The following is a 20,670-nucleotide window of genomic DNA, read 5'->3' on the forward strand; positions in this document are numbered from 1 at the left end:
GCGCCGGTACGCCGCCTCCACCTTGTTCTTCACCACATGCGCCAGCGCCGCCTCCACCACCTCGCGCGGATGATCCGTCTCCTCCGCCGCCCAGTCCCGGAAACTCGACCGGAACCCGTGCGGCACGGCTGCGATCTGGTTCCAGCGCAGCAGCTTGCGCAACCGACCGGAGCCGAGCGGCTTTCCGCCCTCCCGGGTGAAGATCAACCGGGCGGCTCCATCCTCCAGCGTCCGCGCTTCCTCCAGAATCTCCTGGGCCCGGTGGGACAGCGGCACCCGGTGCTCCCGTTTGGTCTTCATGCGCGTTCCGGGAACCGTCCACATCCTTGCCGCCGGATCGATCTCCGGCCACTCGGCCCACCGCACCTCGCCCCACCTCGCCGCCGTGAGCACCAGAAACTCGAAGGCCAGCATGGACACGGGCGCCGAGTTCGAGGCCCACACCTTCCGGAGGGCCGCCCCCACCTCGCGATGCGGCAAGGCCGGCATGTGCCGCACCACGTCGTCCTGTGCTCCGAGGACCGACACGACGCGGTCGCAGGGGTTGTCGGTCCGGTATTCCATCGCCACGGCCCACTCCAGGACCGTGCGCATGCGCTGGCGCACAAGCTGGGCCGTGTGCGACTTCACGTGCCAGATGGGGGCGAGGATCTCCAGGACGTCGCCGCTCGTCACCTCCGAGACCGGCATCCGGCCGATGCGCCGAAAGGCGTAGCGCCGCAGGCTCGCCATCCAGTCGTGGGCGTGCCTTTGATTGCGCCATCCGGACCGCTTCTGCTCCACCACCCGCTCGGCGGCTTCGGCGAAGGTGGGCATGTTGCGCGTGCGTCGTCTCTCCGTCAGGGGATCCCCACCCTCGCGGGCCAGCTTGCGGTTGGCCCGCGCCTTCTCGCGGGCTTCGGCGAGCGAGACCAGAGAAACGCCACCGAGTCCGAAGTCGCGGCGGCGTCCGCGGATGACGAGGCGTTGGATCCAGCTTCGGGCTCCGTTAGGCTTGACGTAGAGGTACAGGCCGTTGCCGTCGCAGTGTTTGCCCGGCGGGGCGGAGCGCACGAAAGCGGCGGAGAGCGCCTTGTGGGGGTGGCGCCCCTTCGGCTTGGTTTTCCGGGACGAAGCAGGAGAATCAGTTACATCACCCATTACACCATAATAAACGGGATGGAGCTGGATATCAAGGGACGTCAGAGGAGGACCAAACGGGGTGAGAACGGGTATAAACTAAACAAATACAATCACTTAATAGCTATTCCGGGATCTCATTGGATACCCCTGGATTCTATAGGGGTGTTCAGGGGACGGCAGTCCCCTCTCTACAGTTCCCGGCCGCCGAATCGCACAACAACAAAACAGAACGAGGGGACAGGAAAGTCCCCCCTCCAATTGACATCGACTTCCGGGCACCCGATCATGAATCCAAACCGAACACACCGAAGTTCAATCGTTTTTCAGAGTTAGCGAGGACCGTGGACCGGCCGGCCGAGTCCCGGAACCGCCCCGCATGAGGTGATGCCATGACGTCCAGTGCAGAGTCGTCTTCTTCCAACAGATTCGGCGGGATGTGGGGCGATCCCACGTTGTGGTTCGTGCTGGTTTTGGTCTTCGCCTATGCTGGCGTCTACAACTTTCTTCCCATTACCTTCCCCGTTTTCAGGGAGTTCTTCTCGGCCAATCTGGAGCAGATGGGTCAGAGCCAATCCCTCTTCTTCATCAGCGGGATCGTATTCAGTCTTATCGGTGGATGGATCATCGGCAGCCTGGGGCTTCGGCGTGCTCTGGTCGGCTCACTGTTGGCCGTGGTGGCCGCCATGTGCGTTATCGGAAGCGCCGTCGGATTCCCAATGGTTCTGGTGGGAGCCTTCTGTTTCGGCTTGGCTATGTCGGCCCTGAACGTCGTCTTCAGTTCAATCATCAGTGCTCATTTCGGAGACAAGCGCCAGAGCGTGTTCTTCCTCGCCGGCTTGGCGGACGGAAGCGGGGCCGTGGTGGGGGCGGCCGCCCTCGGAGGGTGGTTCGCATATGCCGATCGGAGCGGAGGGAGTTGGAGGGTCGGATACTATATCGCCGCCGCCATCATCCTGGCGCTGGTCCTGTGGGCCTGGCGGCTACGCTCCGAGTCGGTGCGCCGGGGCGGCCCGTCAGACTCCCGGCTTCCGGCACTCTCGGTGATGGCGGCCGTGCTGACGACTCCCGCTTTCTATGCGGCGGGCTTTCTGGGGCTGTTCCACGGCTTGTCGCAGGGCGGGATGATCTCGTTCATCGGTCAGCTCTACCAGAGCCGATTTGAGATCGATGCGGCACAGGCCGCCTATTTCATCAGTCTGAACTCCGCCGGATTGTTCGGCGGACGTTTCATTCTGAGCTGGATCACCGCCCGCTGGAGGATTCCGGAGCTGGTGGTGCTCACCGTATGCGCGGGCGGGGCGACCCTGGCGTTCGCCGCGACCATCATCTCCCCCACTTACTTGTGGGGAGTAGCGATGTTCACCGTGTCCGGCATGTTCGTCTCCGGCAACGGTCCGTCGCTCAGCTCCTATATCGGCCTGCGTTTCTCCTCCCACCTGGCGATGGCCTACGCTCTGTTCAATGGTTTCAACGCCGTGGGGGCCGCCGTGAGTCCCTATCTGATCGGCACCATGGGTGATCGCTACGGCGTGGAGCTCAGCATCTGGCTGGGTCCGGTCTTCAGCCTGAGCCTTTCTGTGCTGGCCATCATCTGGTTCCTGCGCGAGAAGGCGCGAGCCGCCGCCTGACGAGACCGCCGGGATCCGGCCGGCGTCCCCGAGTTCAGCGCCCCGATTCCGACACCAGGAACCGTTCGACAAACCGCTCATTGAGCGTGACTCCCAGGCCGGGGCCGTCCGGCACGGCGATACGGCCGTCGACCGCCTGTAGTTTCTCGTGCGTCAGTTCGTGCCGCAACGGCGAGTCCTCGACGCAATCCTCGAATATAAAGGCGCTATTGCTGGTGCTGATCCAGTGCAGGCAGGCCGCCACGCTGATGGGTGTCTTGTAGCAGTGGTTGCAGACGCGGGCGCCCACCTCCTCCACGCGCTGCCGAATATAGGCGGCTTCGGTGAATCCGTTGCGCGCCAAGTCGACCTGGTAGACGTCCAGCGCATGCCGGTCGATCCAGGGACGAAAGGCGGCCCGGCCGCACTCCCCTTCTCCCGCCGCGATCAGCACCGGCGACCGGTCCCGAAGCCAGACGTATCCGTCGATGTCGTCCTGTTCCAGGGGCTCCTCCAGCCAGCCGATCCCGTAATCATTGAACGCCTCGGCCCGCCGTAGCGCGGTCCGTGCATCCCACACGCAGCCGGCGTCGATCAGGAGGGTGTTCTCGTCACCGATCCCCTCCCGTCCGCCCCGGACCAGCTCGATGTCCTGAGCCTCGCTCTCTCCCATAGGCTCCCAGCCGAACTTGATGGCCCTGTAGCCGGCTTCGCGCCAGCGCTGTGCGATCTCGCGGGTTTCGGATCCATCCCGACCGAACAGGATTGACGCATACGCCGGGATACCATCGTGATGACGCCCGCCCAGCAGACGCCAGACCGGCTGATTGAAGAGTTTTCCCTTGAGGTCCCAGAGAGCCAGATCGACCCCCGCCATGGCGGTGATGACGACCCCGCGCCGGCCGTAGTACATGGTGCGCCGGTACATCTTGGACCAGATCCGGTCCGTGTCCAGGGGGTCTTCGCCGATCAGGATCTCCCGCAGTCCGCAGGCGATGGTGTGGCTGTACGGAGCGTCGATGATCGACTTGACCACCTCGGGGCTGGCGTCCGCCTCCCCGATCCCTTCCAGGCCCTCGTCGGTGCGGATGCGGATGATCACCGTGTCCTGAGTGCCGGCCGTCTTGGCCTCGACGTCTTCGATCCGCAGAACCTGACAGATGACGTGAGTGATTTGCATGGGATCATCCTCCGCATCATGGCGAAACGTTGCCGTTATTCCTGGAACAACTCGATGGCCCGGTCCAGGCTCTCCCGGTCGCCCACCAGCACGACCGTATCGCCGGCCCGGTAACCGAACTCCGAGACACGTTGGTAGATGGGCTGACCCTCCCGAACCACGGCGATCTGCACGACGCCCGTGCGCCGCCTCAAATGCAACGACGTGGCGTTCATTCCGATGACCCTCGCTCCATCCCTGATCTCCATCAATTCCAGGGCATCGTGAATGCCGAGGTGCTTCAGTGAATCGAGCCGCAGATCCGGTTGCGCGGTACCGCGCAACAGCCCGTAATGTTCCGTGCGCACCGTCTCGGTTTCCTGCCAGATCCGGTTGATGGGAATCCGGTAGCTTTCGAGGGCCTTGGCGAACAGTTCGATGGAGGCCTCGAACTCCTCGACCACCACGTCCGTGGCCCCGAGCGTCATCAATTCGTCGATGGAGCGAGTGTATCGCGTGCGCACCACGATCCGGGCCTCCGCATTCAGGTCGCGGGCGGCCGCGACGCCGCGACTCTCCTCGGCCGGAGAGGAGATGGCGAAGACGACGACCCGGGCGTGAAGTGCCCCGACATGCTTCAGGACAGCCGGCTGGGAACCATCCCCGAAAGCCGCCGGGATCCCGTCCCTGCGGGCGCGCCGGACGAGATCCGCGTCGTGTTCGACGACGATGCAAGTGATCCCCGCCGCACTGAGCACCCGTGCCAAATATCGTCCGGCGACGCCGTAGCCGACGATGATCGTGTGGTCGGACATGGGGCCGGCCGAGGCGGCATCGGCGGGACCCCGCACCCCCGCGCCGGACAGCGTCATGCGTTCGGCGATGCGCCGGGCATACCGAATCAGGAACGGTGTGGCCATCATTGACACGACGGCCGCACTGAGGAACAACTGGTAGTCGCCCTCGCGAAAGAGTCCCAGGCGCAAACCCTCCGCGGCGAGCAGTATCGAGAATTCGCCAAACTGTGCCAGGGTGAGGCCGCTGATCAGGGCCGTCGACAGCATCCCGCCCACCGCCAGCACCGATACCACCACCAGCCCGGCCTTGAGCGCAAACAGGACCGCCAGCAGGGGAAGGAGCACGCCAAGCTGCGTCATCACGGCGGAAATATCGAGCAGCATTCCGACCGAGATGAAGAATATTCCGCTGAACACGGCCCGAAAGGGGAGGACGTCCGACAGCGCCTGCAACCCGTATTCCGATTCCGAGATGACCAGGCCGGCGATGAAGGCGCCGATGGCGATGGAAAAACCGGCCCAGGCAGTTACCACGGCGGTGCCGATACAGAAAAAAGCGACGCACAAGGTAAACAGGTCGCGGTCGCGAAACACGACGATGCGGTCCAGCGTCCGGCGGACGATGAACCGGCCTCCGACCAGCAGCGCGGTGATGATCGCGAGCCCGCGCAGGAACTCGACGCCCATTGCGGCCGTATCGGCGGTTCGCAGTCCTGTGAGCAGCGGCAGAACGAGAATGAGCGGCAATACGCACAGATCCTGGAAGAGCAGGATGGAGATCACGGAACGCCCGTGCGCCGTGTCCAGTTCGGCCCGGTCCGAGTAGATCTTGGTGACGATGGCGGTGGACGACAACGCGGCCAAGGCGCCGTAGAAGATCGCCTGGCCGGGTGGAATGCCGAAGGCGATGGCCGAGCCCGCCACTACAAGCAGCGTGCCGCCCACCTGCAATCCGCCGCCCATGAACACCGACCGCGCCCACTGGCGCACATGGGAGAGGGAAAGCTCGAGTCCCACTTCGAAGAGCAGGAGGGCGACGCCGATCTCGGCCAGAAGCTCCACCTCGTGGGTGGCGCTGATCAGTCCGAATCCGCTGGGACCCACCAGGACTCCGGCCACCAGGAAACCCACCAGGGACGGAGCCGACAACCGGTGCGCCAGCGCCACGATGGGGATCGCAATGCCGACGAGCAGCGTCAGGTCGATCAGCAACCTTGTTTCGGACACGGTTTATTCTCTCTCAGTCCCGCGAGCGTGACGAAAGCCGTAGCGGCACGCTGCTTCGCGTCTGAATATCGTCGAGCGCTCTCAGCGGGAGGATGGGATCACCCGATTCCCGCTGGCTATGTCCCGCCAACGAAAATAACACTTCTTCGCAGCAAACAGGACTCGTGCGATGGGGTAAACTGCGGATTCGAAGGACCACGCGAGGAAGCCCATGACCCTCGCCCCCAAAGGGGAATCCAAGCCCAGACGTCAGCGGCGAATATCTCTGGAGGTTGAAATGACAGGAAGCCAGAAAACACTGGGGATCGGCCTGGCTCTGGCTTCGCTCGTGTGGCAGCAGGCAATCGCGCAGGAAATGCAAACGAGCAACCTGCTCGGCAGAATCCGGCTAAGGGTGGAAGCAGAGAATCCGCAGGGCGCGGACGGCGCGAAAACGATTCCCCTGACCCGGGTGAACCGACTTGCGGGAGGCCGGAAAATCGTTCTGGCCAGGTTGGAAAGTTATATTGACCAGAAAAAGGAAGATCGAAAAGACGCCTGGCTCGCGTTCTACGTCGTGTCTCCCACGATGGTGGAACTGGGCCACAACGGCGTCTATGACAATGACGGATCGCCCATTCATCCTGAATGGCAAATTCCCGACAACGGCGACGCAAGGATCTTGGGACTGGTTTTCAGCCACAAGAAATGGAGTGACGATCTTGCATCCAAAATCAGGAGTGCGCTCAACGACCCGGACTATGTGCATTTCATCACTCAACTTGCCAACTACGCCGATCTGAATGCGGAGCAGGATGTCATCAAGAAAGCGGCGGACTATTGGGAGGAGTCTCAAGACGACGAACCCCTGGTCGCTCTGTTGGACGAATTCGCCTCCCGGTACCGGTTTGACGCAAGCCGTCTCGACAAGGGAGATCCGGCCATATTGCAGTTGGACCAGTTGATGCGCGCCGTGACCCCGGCTTTGATGTCCAGCGACCCGCGTGACCCGCAGTCAAGCAGTAATCTGCGAAGAGTGGCGCGTTCCGTCGGAAACATCGCCGGGTCCGCGGCGTCCGTTGGCGTGCCCTTCGCCGGGTTGATCAAGGGACTGACGACTCTAGCCACCAACATTTCGGTGCCGTTCAAGAAAATCTACGACATCGAGCCTGTCCTTCTCCGGAAAGAGGACCCCGACAACATCACACTGCACTCTCTGTCCGCTCCCAGCAAACCTCACGAAACTGTCTATCTCGGGGCAATGATCACCCGCGTGGAGAAACCCGACACGGTGGAGATTAAATCCAATCAGCATCTGCCGATCGGCCAGGGCGCCTTGCTGCATCTCGAACGAAGCATTCCTCAACTGCACAGGGCTCGTGACTGGGAGCTCGTCAACGCCGATACGGAACAGACCTTCAAACAGATTTCGGTTTCACAGGCCTCGCTGGACACCCTGAAGCTGAACTGGGAAGAGATGTCGAACGTTGCGGAGCTTCCGAACGATGGACGTTACGTCCTTGAAGCTGCCTGGGACTGGGACAACGAACCATTGAAGACGAACGAGTTTCGACTCCATTCCCCGGAACCAGGGGAAGCAAGAGTCCACCCGACACCGGAGAATCCGCTGGTTGCGGGGAAGGGACCCGTCCCCGTTGAGTTGGAGGCCGACGATTTCCAGTTCGTCGACAAGCTGGAGCTTTTCAAGGCCCCTGAAAGGGGCTGGGAGAAGGCAACCGTCCCGCTGTTTTCCTGGAAACGTCCCCCCGGCTCATCCGCCCGGGAGTTGCGCTTGAAGGCAGACGGAGCACCCCAATTTCGCTTGTCCAATAGAGATACGGACTCGGGAAAGCATCCAAAGTTGGCCTTCGATCTGGACACGGCTGAGCTTTCCCCAGGCTTTTACCACCTTGGAATTTCGTCGTTCGGCAAGACAGCCACTGATGCCGATCTGACGATCTATCCACCTGACCCAGTGATCCGCAACGAGCAATCAAGGATAAACATCGGACCCGGAGAACCGGACACACTCACTCTGAAAGGCACCGGCCTGGAGTGGATCTGCGGAATCAGCAGTGAGAAGTTGACTTGGCAACTTCACGACGATCCAAAAACATGTGATCTGGAGAGTTGGCCGTCTGCCGGATACCAGTCCCGGAGGACCGTTATGGTCTCTTTGAATGAGGGCTCAGGATTTGAAGAGGGCGAGTGTCAGCCATTCCAACTGCAACTATTGAGCCGCACAGGCGACCGTAGTGTCGAGGGAGGATGCGTCGAAGTCGTTGGTCCGCGTCCGAGCATCGACGGTCATCAACGAATACTCCCGGTTGGCGCCGATCCGGGGCTGAGAGAGGATGAGATCCCGGCGGGTATGCGTGCCGGCTTCAAGATCCAAGTAAAGAATCTCGGTTCCCCACCCTCCCTTGAGTTGGGGTGTGTCCCGGCCGGAAAGCCGTTTCAAGCAGCGTTGACCCTTGGCGACGGACAGCGGCAAGGGACGGCCTCATTGAACCTCACCGGTAACAACACCTTGTTTCTCTCCCTTGACCCGGGAGGCCTGTACGTCCCCGGCTGCTTTCTCACCGCGAGGTTGAAGGACCGGACCCGAGGATTGTCGAACAGCTATAGCCTGGGCAAAGTGATCCGGCTCCCCAGGATTGAGCGATTCGTCATGACTCGCAAGAGGCTGGATGATCTACAAGAGTGTCAGATGGAGAACGAAGACACCCAACTGTACGAGGGTATCCTCACGGGCGAGCATCTGTATCAGATTGTGAGAACCGGCTGGAACGAGACGGAAGGTTGCCCGGTCGCCGGCGCTCCCGCCCCCTCTCCAACCGGTTCTGAAGAGCAGAACCTCCGGATTCCCGTACCCTGGCCGCCCCCGGCACCGCATGCGCCACTGTTCATCTGGCTCCATGGAGAGGAGACCGGGCGAGCTACAGGCGCGTGTGTCATTGACGAGTCCGGCTGCCCCTGACGAGGCCGATGGAGAGGGTGAGCGTCGCCGTGCCCGGTGTCCTCGACTCCGACTCGACGCGACTATTTTTTCGAACCCGAATTATCTGACCGAGCAAGGAGGTCGTCCCATGTCCACCAGAGAACCTTGGCGATACGAGAAGCTGACGTGGCCGGAGATCAATCAGGCCGTAAAGGACAGGAAGGTCGTCGTCGTGCCGATCGGATCGATCGAACAGCACGGCCCCCATCTGCCGCTGGATGTGGACGTGGTCTGTCCCCTCGGCGTGGCCCACCACGCGGCCCGCCTCATTCCCGACAGGGTGCTGGTGATGCCGCCCATTGTCCATGGCTACACGGCCCACGTGATGGACTTCCCCGGGACCATCAACATCCACTACGAGCACTTCATCCGCATGGTCATGGACGTGGGAAAGAGCCTCGCCTATCACGGATTCAAGAAGATCATCCTGCTCAACGGACACGGCTCCAACTGGCCCAACCTGGATCTGGCCTCCCGGCGGATCAACCTGGAGACCGATGCGGAGTGCAGCGCCGTTTGCTGGTGGAGTCTGATCACCATCGACCAGGAGTTCTACAAGTCCTGGAGGGAGAGCAAGTTTCCCGGCGGCTGCTCTCACGCGGGGGAGTTGGAAACCTCGGCCTACATGTATCTCGACGAAGAGAACGTCCGGCACGACAAAATTGCCGATGGAGACATCGAATACAACAAGGCGGAGTCCGACTTCTTCTGGACCGATCTTCTCGCCGGCGGACCGGCGCCCGTGACCTCCTGGACGGCCAGCTATTCCGACACCGGCGTGCTGGGACATGCCACACTGGCGACCAGGGAGAAGGGCCGGCGGGCGGTGATGGAATCGGCCCGGCAACTGGTTCGCTGGATCGAAGAATTCGGGTCGACGCCGAAGCCGCCGCGAGGCGAGCACCACGATCCCAAACCGACGATCACGATGCCTTGGAACCAACCCGAACCGCCGACCGGAAGCGGTGACGTTCACGGATGAAACACCGTCACCGCAAGCCGGTTCGCGAGGCGGCACCGTTTGTCTTCCCGCCGGGGGACGTTTACGATGGACGCAATTCTCGCGAGATCCTCTGATCGCTCATCGTCCGCGTTGCGGAGACGCCCGACATGAAACGAATCGTCGTCACCGGCGCCAAGGGGGGCACGGGCAGAAGCATCGTCAAGATCCTGCAGGCGGGCGGCGACGAGGTCGTTCCCGTGGACCTTCTGCCGCCGGGACCCGCCGATTTTCCCTATGTGCAGTTCGACCTGGTCAAGGACTCGGGACTGAACGAAGTTGTCTCCGGGGCGGACGGATTGATTCACATGGGCAGCGTGCCGTGCGACGCCTTCTGGTCGCGCACCACGGTGTTCGAGAACGTGGTCAACGGCGGTTTCAACGTCCTCCAGGCCTGCGCCAACACCGGCGTCAAGCGCGTCGTGATCGCCTCCAGCATGGAAGTCTACGGGAGCATGACGACGGTGCGGAAGCTGCCGGTGACCGAATCGTCGCCGTTGCGGGCCGACAACATCTACGCCAGCGGGAAGATCCTCCTGGAGCAGGTCGCTGCGGACTTCGCGCGCTGGCACGGCATGTCCATCGCCGCCTTTCGGCTGGGTCGGATCGTCTATGAGGACTCCTTCGAGGAGCGCTTCAAGGGACATCTGGAGACCCCGGCCCGGGGGACCGACGTGCTCTGGAACTACGTCGACGGCCGCGACGTCGCCACCGCATGCCGGCTCTGGCTGGAGTCCGACCTCCAGGGATTCCATCCCTTCAACGTGGCGGCGCCCGACATCTACCTGGAGACGCCGGTGCGAGACCTCATCGCCGAGTATCTCCCGGAGGTCAGCGAGGTCGACGATGTCGTAGCGGGCAACGTCTGCCCCTACATGAGCACAGCCGTACACGAAGCGCTGGGATGGACCATCGCCTACGACTGGCGGCGCATTCGCGACGAAGCCGCGGCATGAAGCGTGAAGACGGAAGGTTCCTGAACGCCGGGCCGGTCCGGACCAAGTTTGCGGACGGCGAACTCCGGTATCTGCGCGTCAGCGGCCGGGAGGTTCTGCGGCGGGTCTATTTTGCCGTCCGCGATGCGCGCTGGGACACGGTGCCTCCCAACTTCGAGGTCGCCGAGTTGGTGAGCGGCGCCGGGGAATTCACGGTCGAGCTCCGGGCGCGTTGCGTCAACGAGATCGCGGATGTCGCCTGGAACGGCCGGATCGAGGGGCGGGCCGACGGGTCCATCGCCTTGGAGGTCGAGTGGGAACCGCGCGCCGAATTCGAGTATCCACGTATCGGGATTTGCGTGCTCTACGGCGCCGAGGCCCTCGCCGGTCGTGACTTCGAGTCGGTACACCCGGACGGCAAGCGGGACCACCAATCGTTTCCCCGCTTCATCTCGCCGTACCAGTTCGCCAAGGGCTTCACCTCCCTCCAGGTCACGACTCGGGAGCAGGTGGGCTTGACCGTTGCGGTCCCGGGCGCCCAGATGGACATGGAGGATCAACGAAACTACGGGGACAGCTCATACAAGGCCTTCGTCGAAGGCGCCGCCCTTCGCCGCCAGCGACTCGATATAGCGGTCGACACGTCGGCAACGCAGGTCTTGAAAGAAGCTCCGCCGACGCCACCCATCGTCATCGGTGGTCCCGCCGGGGTGCGGCTGCCCCGCCTGACCCGAACGTCCAGGACCAGCGCCGAACACGAGTACACGCACTACAACCGCAACCGCGCCGACTATGCCGACGCCAGCAGGATCGAAATCCCGTTCAATCCGGCGGTCCATCTCGACGACGACGACACGCTCATGGAGAACATCCCCGCCATCCTCGACCAGGCGGCGACGATCCGGTCATTCGCCCCAAATGCCGCCTTGCATGCGGGCCCCGTGCTGTTCGACCCGCCCTATCCGCGCTCCCGGCGCGACCCGCGCAACGGGACCGCGTTCGCGACCGCGTGGCTGGGCCGGTTCGTGAAGTTCGCCGCCCACGCCGGCATCGTGGAAGCGGCCATCGCCCTGGCGGACGGCCCCTGGACGGCGCTCCATGAGGAATTGTCTTCACTGGCCGGACGCCGGCTGCTCGAAGCCGGAGCCGATCCGCATGCCGGTGTGGACGTGCTGGCGGTGGACGGTCACGGCGCCTGGGTCATCAACAACCGGGCGGCAACGCGCCAGGTGACGGTCAGACAGCGCCACGGCGAACAGGAACTGGTCCTGGCGCCCTATGAAGTGGTTCCGCTTTCTTCGACAGGCGGCTGACTCAACCGCCCGCAACGAGGGTCCCGGCGGCGACCGCCGGCGGGCAGGCCTTACTCCGGATCTTCGTCGCGCGGAACCGGTCGTCTGGCGATCGGGGGAGACATGGGACTGGCCAACGGGACCGCACGGGATCTGGACCAAAGCGATGCCGGCCTTCCTCCCCGAAATCCTCCGGGGGACCGCGCTATCTTCAGATTCTTGAACGCGGGGTTCTCGCGAATCTTGCGTTGGAAATTCCCCGGATCGAGGCGGGTGCCCCAGATCGTCTCGTAGACCCTGCGGAGTTCGCTGATGGTGAACCGGGGCCGGCAGAACTTCGTGGCGAGCGCCGTGTACTCCAGTTTGGAGCGCAACCGCTCCACGGCGTCCGCGAGGATCCGGTCGTGGTCGAAGGCCAGGCGGATGCCCCCGCGCTCGATCTTCGCCAGAGGCACCAAGTCCGAGTAGGCGGCGTCACCCCCTCCCCGCGGCTGCCGGAGTTCGGCGCACGCGGCCCAATACGCCACCGTGATCACCCGCATGCGCGGATCGCGGCCAGGCGCTCCATAACTCCCGAGTTGCTCCAGGTAGGACCCACCGACGGAAACGTTCGTCTCCTCTCTTAGTTCCCGGAAGGCGGCGGTCATCAGATCCTCATCCGGCAGCACGAAGCCCCCCGGAAGCGCCCAGGCCCCCAGGAACGGTTCCTGGCCCCGTTGGACCAGCAATACGTGGAGTTCGCCGTCCCGGATCGTGAACACCACCACATCCACGCTGACGGCCACGCGGGGGAAGCCGTCGGGATCGTACGGAGGGGAGTTGCCCGGCCGCATTTCGAAAAAGATTGTATCCAGTTCTTGACAAATCTACAATATCTGATATTGTATTTGTCACAATTACAATTTGGACCGGATCTCGAGGAGAGCACCATTATGATTCCAAACCTTTCCACCGCCGCGATCGGCGCACCCATCACCCGGCTCGGCGTTTCGTTCTTCCCCATCTATCTGCTGGAGAATGAATTGCCGGAGATCAGAACGGGACCCTCCTCGGAACTGGTCGTCCGGGAGCTGGACGACGCGGCGGTGGGATCGTTGTTGGCAGTCAACCCGACCGACACGCCGGTCCTGATCGTGGAGGGAGGGCACTTCCTGGGAGGCAAACAGAACCGTGCCGTCAACATCACCGCGCTGGTGCCCCCCAGGACCGAGCTGCCGGTCCCGGTGTCATGCCTGGAGGAGGGGCGGTGGGGACGCCGCCGGTCCTACCAACGCGATGTCCACCACGCTTCGCCGCGAGTCCGCAGAAGGAGTCAGGAGGGCGTTCACTCGTCCATGGAGCAGGGCCGATCTCGCCGCGGAGATCAAGGCGCGGTCTGGAACGAGGTCCATCGCGAGATGCGATTTCACCGAGCGCCCTCTGCCACGGCGGCCGCCTCCGAAAGCAACCGGCGGGTCTATCGCCGCGACCCGAGCCGCGCTGAGGCCGCCCAAGAGTTGGCGGATCTTGGGCCGCTTCCTGGTCAATGCGGGATCGCCGTCTCCCATGGCCATTGGGTGACGGCCGTCGAACTCTTCGGTTCTCGGCCTCTACTGGCGGAGCACTGGGGAGCCCTTATCCGTTCGCACCTGCTGGAACTTCCCCCCGAACCCCGATCCCCGTCGGTCGAACGAGCGCTGTGGGTGGTCCGGCGTTTCAGCGCCATGGAATCGCAGGATGCCCCCGGCGTCGGGCTGGGAACGGAGCTGCGCGTCCGCGACGAGAAAAGAATCGGCCAAGCGTTGACGCTCGACGGAAGGTTGGTCCACGGCAGCTTCTGGATGAGGAACGGCCGGTAGGAGTGGGGACATTCCTGTCCCCCACTTTCCCAAAACGAGGAAGAAACTGAAGGAGGAAATATGAACCACGCAATCGTAACGCTTGACGAGACCGGGTCCATGAGCGGTCAGGAACAGAGGGTCGTGACGTCTCTGAACGAGTACGTGAACCAACTGCCCAAGAAGACTCTACTCACAGTGTTCAAGTTCGACAGCGAACGCTGGACCGAGTTTTTCCACGGATCGGTCGAGAAGTGGAAGCCAATGAAAGAGAAGGACTACCGCCCTGGAGCGATGACGCCCTTGTACGACGCCATCGGCAAGTCGATCGCCCACGCCGAGTCTGTCGCTTCCAACGGCGACAGGGTCATGGTCATGATTGACACGGACGGCTACGAGAACGCTTCGCGTGAGTACACACACGAAAGCTGCCTTGCCCTGGTCTCCCGGAAAAAGAAGGCCGGGTGGGAATTCTTGTTCATGTCGGCCGGTGTTGACCAAAAACAGGCGGACACCCTTGGAGTGGCCGGCAGATCGCTTGGAATGCGGGTCAACTCCGCCTCGTACGCCAAGCGCTCCTTGAACTACTCCAGGGCCTCGGTTCAGACGAGAACCTACTTTCGCCAGCCGGATCAGGACAGGCCCAAGAAAGAGAAGAAGGTAGGGGAGGACTCTCCCTTCTTCTCGACGTCTGAGACCAGGACCGCTCAGCAAGGGAGTCCGGGATAAAACCACGTCGATGGCTTGCAGGGGTCGAATCCCCCTGGAAAAAGGGGAAGGTCCGAATCGGATCCGCTTCGAGCGGTCCTCAGGAGTATCGTAGAATCACGACTTGAGTTCCGGGGCATCGTTCTATTGACCTTCCAGAACACGGGGGGCCGAACTTATGGAATACGTGAACTTCGGCAAGGCCGGCATCAAGGTCAGCCGATTGGCCTTGGGCCTGGGATTCCGGGGCCAGGCGGACGAGGCAGAGGCGCAACGGAACATCGAACACGCCATCGACCAGGGCATCAATCTGATCGATTGCGCAAATGTCTACGGCCCCTTGGACCGGCGCGAGAGCGCGGGCCGTTCAGAGGTCATCCTGGGCAAAGCGCTCAAGGGAAAACGGGACGCCGTCGTCATCACCTCGAAGGTGGCCTCTTCCACCGGCGATGGACCGAACGACCGGGGACTGTCCCGGGTCCACATCATCCGTGAGGTCGAGCGTTCCCTGACCCGTCTGAACACGGACTATATCGACGTTTATCTGGCACACGTCTTCGATGAATCCACTCCTCTCGAGGAAACGGTTCGGGCCTTCGACGACTTGGTGCGTTCCGGCAAGGTGCGCTACGCAGGCTGCTGCAACTTCACCGCCTGGCAGGTCTGCAAGGCCTTGTGGATTGCCGAGCGAATCAGCGCGGCGCCCTTCATTTGCGTCCAGAATCCGTACCACCTGCTGAACCGGGATCTGGAGCGGGAGATGTTCGGACTGGTCAGGGACCAGGGGTTGGGCGTCATGGTCTACAGTCCGCTGGCCATCGGCCTCCTCAGCGGAATTTATTCGCCGGACCGTCCTCCTCCTTCCGAGTCCCTCTGGGCGACGGCGGGGTACCGGGAAAGGTTTTCCGCGGTCATGCAGGGACCTTCCGGCGAGGTCGTTTCGACCGTCATCGAACTCGCGAAAGAACTGGGCAGGACGCCGGCGCAACTGGCCATCGCCTGGGTGCTGTCACACTCCGAAGTGACCGTGACCATCACCGGCGGAGACACGATCGACCATCTGGACGACAGCCTGGGTTCGGTCGGCTGGACGCTGGACGACTCGGTGCGGCAGAAGCTGGACGTCGTGTCGGCACCGGATGCGAATTGCTGGCTCGGCTAAGCCATCAGAAAGATGGTCTTCAGACCTGTCCCATCTCGGCGGGCCCTGAAATCGTAGACGACATATCGAATCATCGAATAATGACCTCAACACGTTGTTCAACAGGCCTGCGAATCGTCACCCGGTGATGTCCCGTTTCCCGTTGAATCTGGCGGATACTCTTGCCGTAGACTCGGTGGGCCGTTCTGATAAGCTCGTACTGATCCATCCCAATCAACTTCCGACCTCCGTTCTGGCTGTTTGTTGTTCACCAAAAGCCTAGAACCAAGGTCTGATTGGGGTGGGTCACTATTACTTGATCACCGCCATCCTCAGTGGGTCACTTTTACGTTAGCGATATCATCAGACTGAAATCCCAGTGACAACCATAGGATAACTCGTTGCATTCGTGGGTATTAAGTGGATTGTTCGGGGGTGAATGCACAAAATCCGGGGCAAAAATCCGCATCAACAAGAATCTCACCCTATACCTTCGATGGTAAGTTGGCAGAATTGACGAGCGCAAAGCACCAACCGCCAGGATGGCGACCTGGAGACATCATCTTGTATTCACCGCGTATTACGTTTATCGTAATAGAGTTGGCATGATTCGCTCCTTCGCCAACAAACGCACCGCAAACGTCTTCAACGGCGTGAGAGAGCGATCTCTCCCAGCCGTACTTGTAAAACGGGCGGCGAGCAAATTGGATCGGATCAACTATGCAGCACGCGTCAGTGACCTCCGGGTGCCTCCGGGAAACCGGCTTGAGCGGCTACGGGGCGATCGTGATGGACAATTCAGTATTCGCGTCTCGCGCGGATGGCGGATCTGTTTTGTCTGGAAGGATGGAGACGCATATGAGGTGCAATTGACCCACCACTACGATTGAGGAAGGGAGCAAGAGAATGGTTCATGTACCAACGAACCGTATCGCCACGCATCCCGGTGCCCTGCTGGTTGAGCAGATCAGGGAGATGGGGCTGAGCGTCAACGGCGTCGCCCAGGACATCGGCCTTCCCGCAACGCGTCTTCATGAGATCGTTCACGAGCGGCGCGGCGTGACCGCGGAGACGGCCATCGCGCTGGGAGCGTACTTCGGACAGACCCCCGAGTTCTGGATGAATGCACAGGCGGCATATGAATTGTCGAAGGAAATGGTCGAGAACGGCGAGGAGATCCGCTCACGGATCCGCCGTTATGCCGAAACCCGCGCAACTCTTTGAATCGGACCCGTGTTCGGCCGGAAGCCAGATCGCATGGAGCTGGATTCTTTCCCGGATTCGTCGTCCCGGCCTATGTTTGGTTGGCTGGAATATCTAAACCAAGGGCGAAGACCCGTCCTTGAGGACGAAGGGGTTAACACCCAATGGCCGATGGGGACGGTTCTTGATCATCTCCATGTCCAGTTCCACTCCCAGACCAGGACGTTTTCCGAGTTCGTCCAGGTCGACGTAGCCTCGGACGATGGGGACCGCGACCTTCTGGACATCCTCGAACCACGGACGCAGCCGGCAGTGCTCCAGCAGGGTGAAGTTGGGCATGGCGGCGGCGGCGTGGGCGGCGGCGGCGAGGGCCACCGGTCCATAGGGATTGTGGGGAGCGATCAGGATCCCGTAGACCTCCGCGTAGTGGGCGATTTTCATGAGCTCGCTGATCCCGCCCGTGTGGCAGATGTCCGCCTGGCAGACGTCGATGGCCTGGCTCTCGAACCACTCCCGGAACGCCCATCGCGTGAAGAGCCGTTCGCCGACGGCGATCTTCACGTCGGGATAGGCGCGTTTCAACTGGAGAGTGGGATTGACGGTGTCCTGGTTGGTCGGTTCCTCGACGAAGTAGATGTCGACTTCCCTCAGACCCTCGATCAGGCGGGCCGCCGCGGTCGGTGAATAGACGCCGGCGGCGTCACACATGAGCGCCACGTCCGGTCCCACGGCATCCCTCATGCGACGATAGTCGTCGACGGCTCTGTTGACCTGCTCGATTTCATCGAACGGCTGGGTCAATGCGCCAAAACCGGATTTGAAGGCGTCGAAGCCTTCTTCTTCGACGGCTTGGAGGATGTCTTCCTCCAATGAGGCTTCGCCCTCGGCAAAGACGTCGCGCACCCGGGCGTAGAGACGGACCCGGTCCCGCACTCGGCCTCCCAGGAGTTCGAATACGGGCAGGCCGGCTGCTTTGCCCTTGAGATCCCACAGGGCCTGATCGATCCCGCTCATGGCGCTGGTGTGAACGACGCCCATCCGCCACCAGAAATGGCGGAAACCCAGGGTCCAGATGCGTCCGATTTCCAGGGGGTTCATTCCCAGGAGGCGAGGTTTGAGCTCCGTCTCGATCTGGGCCTTGACCGCAAGCTCGGTGTACTCGGTGGTTGCCTCGCCGATGCCGGTGAGGCCCTCGTCAGTGCGAATCTCGACGAAGATCCAGTTCCGGCGTGGAGTGTGTCCGTCCGGATCGGGGATTTCCATCACGTGCGCAATGATGTCCGTGATCTTCATTTGGAGTTTTCCTTGGCAGAATGGTGGGACCTCATGCCGGTCCTCGCAGGGACTTGGGGGGAGAGAGTGCAATCATTCGCTTCTGCTGTGTAGCACGGGAGTTTGGAGTGTCGGCGACAAGAATGTCGCCGCTCCCAGGTCGGTGCTCTTCTCCAGCAACGACCGGTAGCCATATTCGTTGACGATGGCGATGACACCCAGATCCGTGCGGTTACGGGCGACCCGGGCGTAGGACTCCAGCGCCGCTTTCAAGGATCGAAGAGCTTGCCGCACATGGTTCAGTGCCTCTTCGGTCTGGCCCGACGACTCGGCCGCCGCGGCCAGGCGAACCGCTTCCACGGCATTGACATAATCGACTGCGAACTCCAATCTTCCGATCCAGAAAGCCGGCAGGGAGCGTCCGGCGCCCTTGGACTGATCATGGGCTCGCCGCGAGGCCTCCAAGGCTCTCCGGTAGTGATCCCGCACCTGGGCCAGATACTCCGGTATCGGGCCAGGGCTTCTCCAATGCTTCATCATCAGTTGGGGAACCGGGAACCCGAATCCGTAGTCGCTCTGCTCGAAGGCTGTGGTCGCCGCTTCGACCTCGCGGAACGCTTCCAGCAGGGCCTCGCCGCAGGCCCGGCCGCAGACTCCCTGGAGGAAGTCGGCGGCGACGGCGTCGGGCGTGGCCTCGGCGTCCCAACCGGCCCGCGACAGGTACGCCAGGACCCAGTCATGGTCGGCGGGGAATCGCTCGCGGGCGGAGAATCCGGCCCAGCCCTTCCGGAGTTCCTTGACCAGCTCGTGGACGGCCGAAATCGTGATCTGGGGCATCACTCCCACGTTGTCGTCGTCCAAAGTGAGATGCAGGACGCCCGCGACATCGGCCGTTGGAAAGGTGCCGAAGATTTCCCGGCGTTTCAGGACATGAGTCTGGAAGTTGTCCGGCATCAGGCCGACTTCGGTTCCGGGATCAAGAATCTTCCCCAGCAGGGGCCACAACTCCTCCGCCATTCCCCAGAACATGATTCGCTTGTGGGCGCCCGAAGAGGCTTGGAGCGGGCCCAGGCTCTCCAGCAGGTGGTCGTAGAAGACGAGACTGGCCAAGTCGCCCTTGACCTCGTCCAAGGACTTTTTCCAACCCTCCGGCCCCCGAAACCACTTGCGGTTGCGCCCCGCCTCCAGGGCGTCAGCGAGGGAGAAGACGTCGCTCAGTCCGTATTTGGCGTCCAGCACCTTCCAGGCGTCCTCGTAGACCTCCGTCCACTGCCGCCATTCGGGAATGCTGATGGTGATCAGGTCCGTCTCCGGATAGGTCTCGATGATCGTCTTCAGCACGGCGGTGCACAGATCGCGGTAGCTGGGGTCGTCCACCGGAGTGGAGGCTCCCGGCACGACCATCAGTTGACCCAGTTGCCGGACCTTCTGGGCATCCTTCAGCAGGGGGGCGAATTCCGGGGGAAACTGCGTAATGTCCGCGTAGCTGTTGGTTTCCAGTCCCCGCCGGTGGGCGTGCTCGATGAGGTTGTGGATCTGCCGCTCGCCGGCGGCGACCAGTTCTTCGTAGGTCCCCTCCTCGGGCAGGTCCGGGTTCCAGAACTTCTTGGAGTCCCCGAATAGTTCCCGGCCCACCATATCCGGCGTGATGGGGTAGCTGTAGTCGTACCAGAGCCAGGCGGACCGGCGCTCGATCCCCTTGGACTCCCAGTGCAGATAGGGCTGATACCCGAAGGGGTAGATGTTGACCCGGCTGAACTTCATCTTGGCCAACTGATCGAGGAGCACCCGGAAATCGGCGATCCCCCAGGCTTCCCCGCTGCAGGCGAAATCCTGAATCGTGGGGTGGGCGCGAATACGGAAGACCGGCTCCATCAGCAGGTTCAGATCCGGTAGCTGGAACTCTTCCTTCCGCTCCGGCAGCACGTCCCGGTCGGTGAGATAGCGCACCCCCCAGCGCTCCACCAGCTCGTAGACGGCCCACAAGGTGGCTCGCGGGCTGCCGCCTCCCACGACCAGCGCCGGCGTTCCTTCCCAGCGGGTCGTTTTCAGCACCAGACCCTGGTCCGTGATCTCCCCGAAACCATCTTCCCCCAGCGAATTCAGGACCGCCGCGTTGGTGCCGGGACTGCCAATGAGAAAGACCGCTTCCGCGTTGGCGGTGCCCTGCCGAACCGGATGGGTCCGGATTCCGTAGAGCTTTGCCAGGTAGTCGCAGAGTTCCTGAGCCGCGAACCGTTCCAGCTCCGGCGCCGCGCCGCCGACGACCACGTCCACTTGGGGTGGAGCCGTCGAACAACCCCAGCATGCCGACAGTACGACGAAAGCCCAATTCTTGAATCTCATGGCTTATACCCTCGTCAAACCGTCACCGGAGTTCGGCGGTTGGAAACCGCCGTTCCCACCGCAG

At 62.3% G+C, this 20,670-nt stretch carries 16 protein-coding genes; 10 read left to right on the forward strand and 6 right to left on the reverse strand.

The window, feature by feature from the left end:
* Window positions 1-1,140 (reverse strand): integrase arm-type DNA-binding domain-containing protein (locus OXT71_14215; protein ID MDE2927547.1); only part of this gene is annotated, 1,140 nt, incomplete at its 3' end.
* Window positions 1,141-1,511: 371 nt separating this feature from the next.
* Here OXT71_14215 and OXT71_14220 point away from each other — a divergent pair.
* The gene (locus OXT71_14220) at window positions 1,512-2,750 is read left to right on the forward strand and encodes an MFS transporter (protein MDE2927548.1); all 1,239 of its coding nucleotides are present in this window, start codon (window positions 1,512-1,514) and stop codon (window positions 2,748-2,750) included.
* 34 nt (window positions 2,751-2,784) lie between these two features.
* Here the strand turns inward: OXT71_14220 and OXT71_14225 are convergent, their stop codons facing one another.
* Together OXT71_14225 and OXT71_14230 are read right to left on the reverse strand one after the other, a co-directional pair.
* Complete coding sequence (locus OXT71_14225) at window positions 2,785-3,909, reverse strand: mandelate racemase/muconate lactonizing enzyme family protein (protein MDE2927549.1); 1,125 nt, start codon at window positions 3,907-3,909, stop codon at window positions 2,785-2,787.
* Between the two features lie 35 nt (window positions 3,910-3,944).
* Window positions 3,945-5,912: a cation:proton antiporter gene (locus tag OXT71_14230; GenBank protein ID MDE2927550.1), complete on the reverse strand. Its 1,968-nt coding sequence runs from the start codon at window positions 5,910-5,912 to the stop codon at window positions 3,945-3,947.
* Between the two features lie 277 nt (window positions 5,913-6,189).
* On the opposite strand from OXT71_14230, the gene OXT71_14235 reads away from it, so the two are divergent.
* The 4 genes from OXT71_14235 (at window position 6,190) to OXT71_14250 (ending at window position 12,140) form a co-directional block, all read left to right on the forward strand.
* Window positions 6,190-8,871, forward strand: coding sequence for a hypothetical protein (locus OXT71_14235; GenBank protein MDE2927551.1), 2,682 nt, complete (start codon window positions 6,190-6,192; stop codon window positions 8,869-8,871).
* 109 nt (window positions 8,872-8,980) lie between these two features.
* Entirely contained in the window at window positions 8,981-9,874 is an 894-nt protein-coding gene (locus OXT71_14240) for a creatininase family protein (protein ID MDE2927552.1), read from the forward strand.
* A gap of 128 nt (window positions 9,875-10,002) precedes the next feature.
* Window positions 10,003-10,848, forward strand: coding sequence for an NAD(P)-dependent oxidoreductase (locus OXT71_14245; protein ID MDE2927553.1), 846 nt, complete (start codon window positions 10,003-10,005; stop codon window positions 10,846-10,848).
* Window positions 10,845-12,140, forward strand: a complete 1,296-nt coding sequence (locus OXT71_14250; protein MDE2927554.1) for a hypothetical protein — start codon at window positions 10,845-10,847, stop codon at window positions 12,138-12,140. Before OXT71_14245 ends, OXT71_14250 begins: the two co-directional genes overlap by 4 nt.
* A gap of 50 nt (window positions 12,141-12,190) precedes the next feature.
* Here OXT71_14250 and OXT71_14255 read toward each other — a convergent pair whose 3' ends face one another.
* A complete protein-coding gene (locus tag OXT71_14255) occupies window positions 12,191-12,952 on the reverse strand; it encodes an NUDIX domain-containing protein (GenBank protein ID MDE2927555.1) in 762 nt (253 codons plus the stop codon).
* Between the two features lie 99 nt (window positions 12,953-13,051).
* Between OXT71_14255 and OXT71_14260 the strand changes: the two genes are divergently transcribed.
* The 5 genes from OXT71_14260 (at window position 13,052) to OXT71_14280 (ending at window position 17,009) form a co-directional block, all read left to right on the forward strand.
* A complete protein-coding gene (locus OXT71_14260) occupies window positions 13,052-13,957 on the forward strand; it encodes a hypothetical protein (GenBank protein MDE2927556.1) in 906 nt (301 codons plus the stop codon).
* A gap of 60 nt (window positions 13,958-14,017) precedes the next feature.
* On the forward strand, window positions 14,018-14,665 hold the full coding sequence (locus OXT71_14265; protein MDE2927557.1) for a hypothetical protein: 648 nt from the start codon (window positions 14,018-14,020) through the stop codon (window positions 14,663-14,665).
* Between the two features lie 157 nt (window positions 14,666-14,822).
* The gene (locus OXT71_14270) at window positions 14,823-15,806 is read left to right on the forward strand and encodes an aldo/keto reductase (protein MDE2927558.1); all 984 of its coding nucleotides are present in this window, start codon (window positions 14,823-14,825) and stop codon (window positions 15,804-15,806) included.
* Window positions 15,807-16,390: 584 nt separating this feature from the next.
* Window positions 16,391-16,675: a type II toxin-antitoxin system RelE/ParE family toxin gene (locus OXT71_14275; GenBank protein MDE2927559.1), complete on the forward strand. Its 285-nt coding sequence runs from the start codon at window positions 16,391-16,393 to the stop codon at window positions 16,673-16,675.
* Window positions 16,676-16,691: 16 nt separating this feature from the next.
* Entirely contained in the window at window positions 16,692-17,009 is a 318-nt protein-coding gene (locus OXT71_14280; GenBank protein MDE2927560.1) for a HigA family addiction module antitoxin, read from the forward strand.
* 93 nt (window positions 17,010-17,102) lie between these two features.
* On the opposite strand, the gene OXT71_14285 is transcribed toward OXT71_14280, so the two are convergent.
* Both OXT71_14285 and OXT71_14290 read right to left on the reverse strand, forming a co-directional pair.
* Entirely contained in the window at window positions 17,103-18,281 is a 1,179-nt protein-coding gene (locus OXT71_14285) for a mandelate racemase/muconate lactonizing enzyme family protein (GenBank protein ID MDE2927561.1), read from the reverse strand.
* 72 nt (window positions 18,282-18,353) lie between these two features.
* Window positions 18,354-20,606, reverse strand: a complete 2,253-nt coding sequence (locus tag OXT71_14290; GenBank protein MDE2927562.1) for an alpha-glucuronidase family glycosyl hydrolase — start codon at window positions 20,604-20,606, stop codon at window positions 18,354-18,356.
* Between the last annotated feature and the right edge of the window lie 64 nt (window positions 20,607-20,670).

The organism is Acidobacteriota bacterium (genome assembly GCA_028874215.1).
GTDB lineage: Bacteria > Acidobacteriota > UBA6911 > RPQK01 > JAJDTT01 > JAJDTT01.

What these genes read in the sequence shown, in the direction of transcription:
- OXT71_14235 (MDE2927551.1), top strand. Translation starts at nt 6,190, where the DNA reads ATGACAGGAAGCCAGAAAACACTGGGGATCGGCCTGGCTCTGGCTTCG.
- OXT71_14275 (MDE2927559.1), top strand. Translation starts at nt 16,391, where the DNA reads ATGATTCGCTCCTTCGCCAACAAACGCACCGCAAACGTCTTCAACGGC.
- OXT71_14260 (MDE2927556.1), top strand. Translation starts at nt 13,052, where the DNA reads ATGATTCCAAACCTTTCCACCGCCGCGATCGGCGCACCCATCACCCGG.
- OXT71_14240 (MDE2927552.1), top strand. Translation starts at nt 8,981, where the DNA reads ATGTCCACCAGAGAACCTTGGCGATACGAGAAGCTGACGTGGCCGGAG.
- OXT71_14245 (MDE2927553.1), top strand. Translation starts at nt 10,003, where the DNA reads ATGAAACGAATCGTCGTCACCGGCGCCAAGGGGGGCACGGGCAGAAGC.
- OXT71_14270 (MDE2927558.1), top strand. Translation starts at nt 14,823, where the DNA reads ATGGAATACGTGAACTTCGGCAAGGCCGGCATCAAGGTCAGCCGATTG.
- OXT71_14290 (MDE2927562.1), bottom strand. Translation starts at nt 20,606, where the DNA reads ATGAGATTCAAGAATTGGGCTTTCGTCGTACTGTCGGCATGCTGGGGT.
- OXT71_14280 (MDE2927560.1), top strand. Translation starts at nt 16,692, where the DNA reads ATGGTTCATGTACCAACGAACCGTATCGCCACGCATCCCGGTGCCCTG.
- OXT71_14265 (MDE2927557.1), top strand. Translation starts at nt 14,018, where the DNA reads ATGAACCACGCAATCGTAACGCTTGACGAGACCGGGTCCATGAGCGGT.
- OXT71_14225 (MDE2927549.1), bottom strand. Translation starts at nt 3,909, where the DNA reads ATGCAAATCACTCACGTCATCTGTCAGGTTCTGCGGATCGAAGACGTC.
- OXT71_14255 (MDE2927555.1), bottom strand. Translation starts at nt 12,952, where the DNA reads ATGCGGCCGGGCAACTCCCCTCCGTACGATCCCGACGGCTTCCCCCGC.
- OXT71_14285 (MDE2927561.1), bottom strand. Translation starts at nt 18,281, where the DNA reads ATGAAGATCACGGACATCATTGCGCACGTGATGGAAATCCCCGATCCG.
- OXT71_14220 (MDE2927548.1), top strand. Translation starts at nt 1,512, where the DNA reads ATGACGTCCAGTGCAGAGTCGTCTTCTTCCAACAGATTCGGCGGGATG.
- OXT71_14250 (MDE2927554.1), top strand. Translation starts at nt 10,845, where the DNA reads ATGAAGCGTGAAGACGGAAGGTTCCTGAACGCCGGGCCGGTCCGGACC.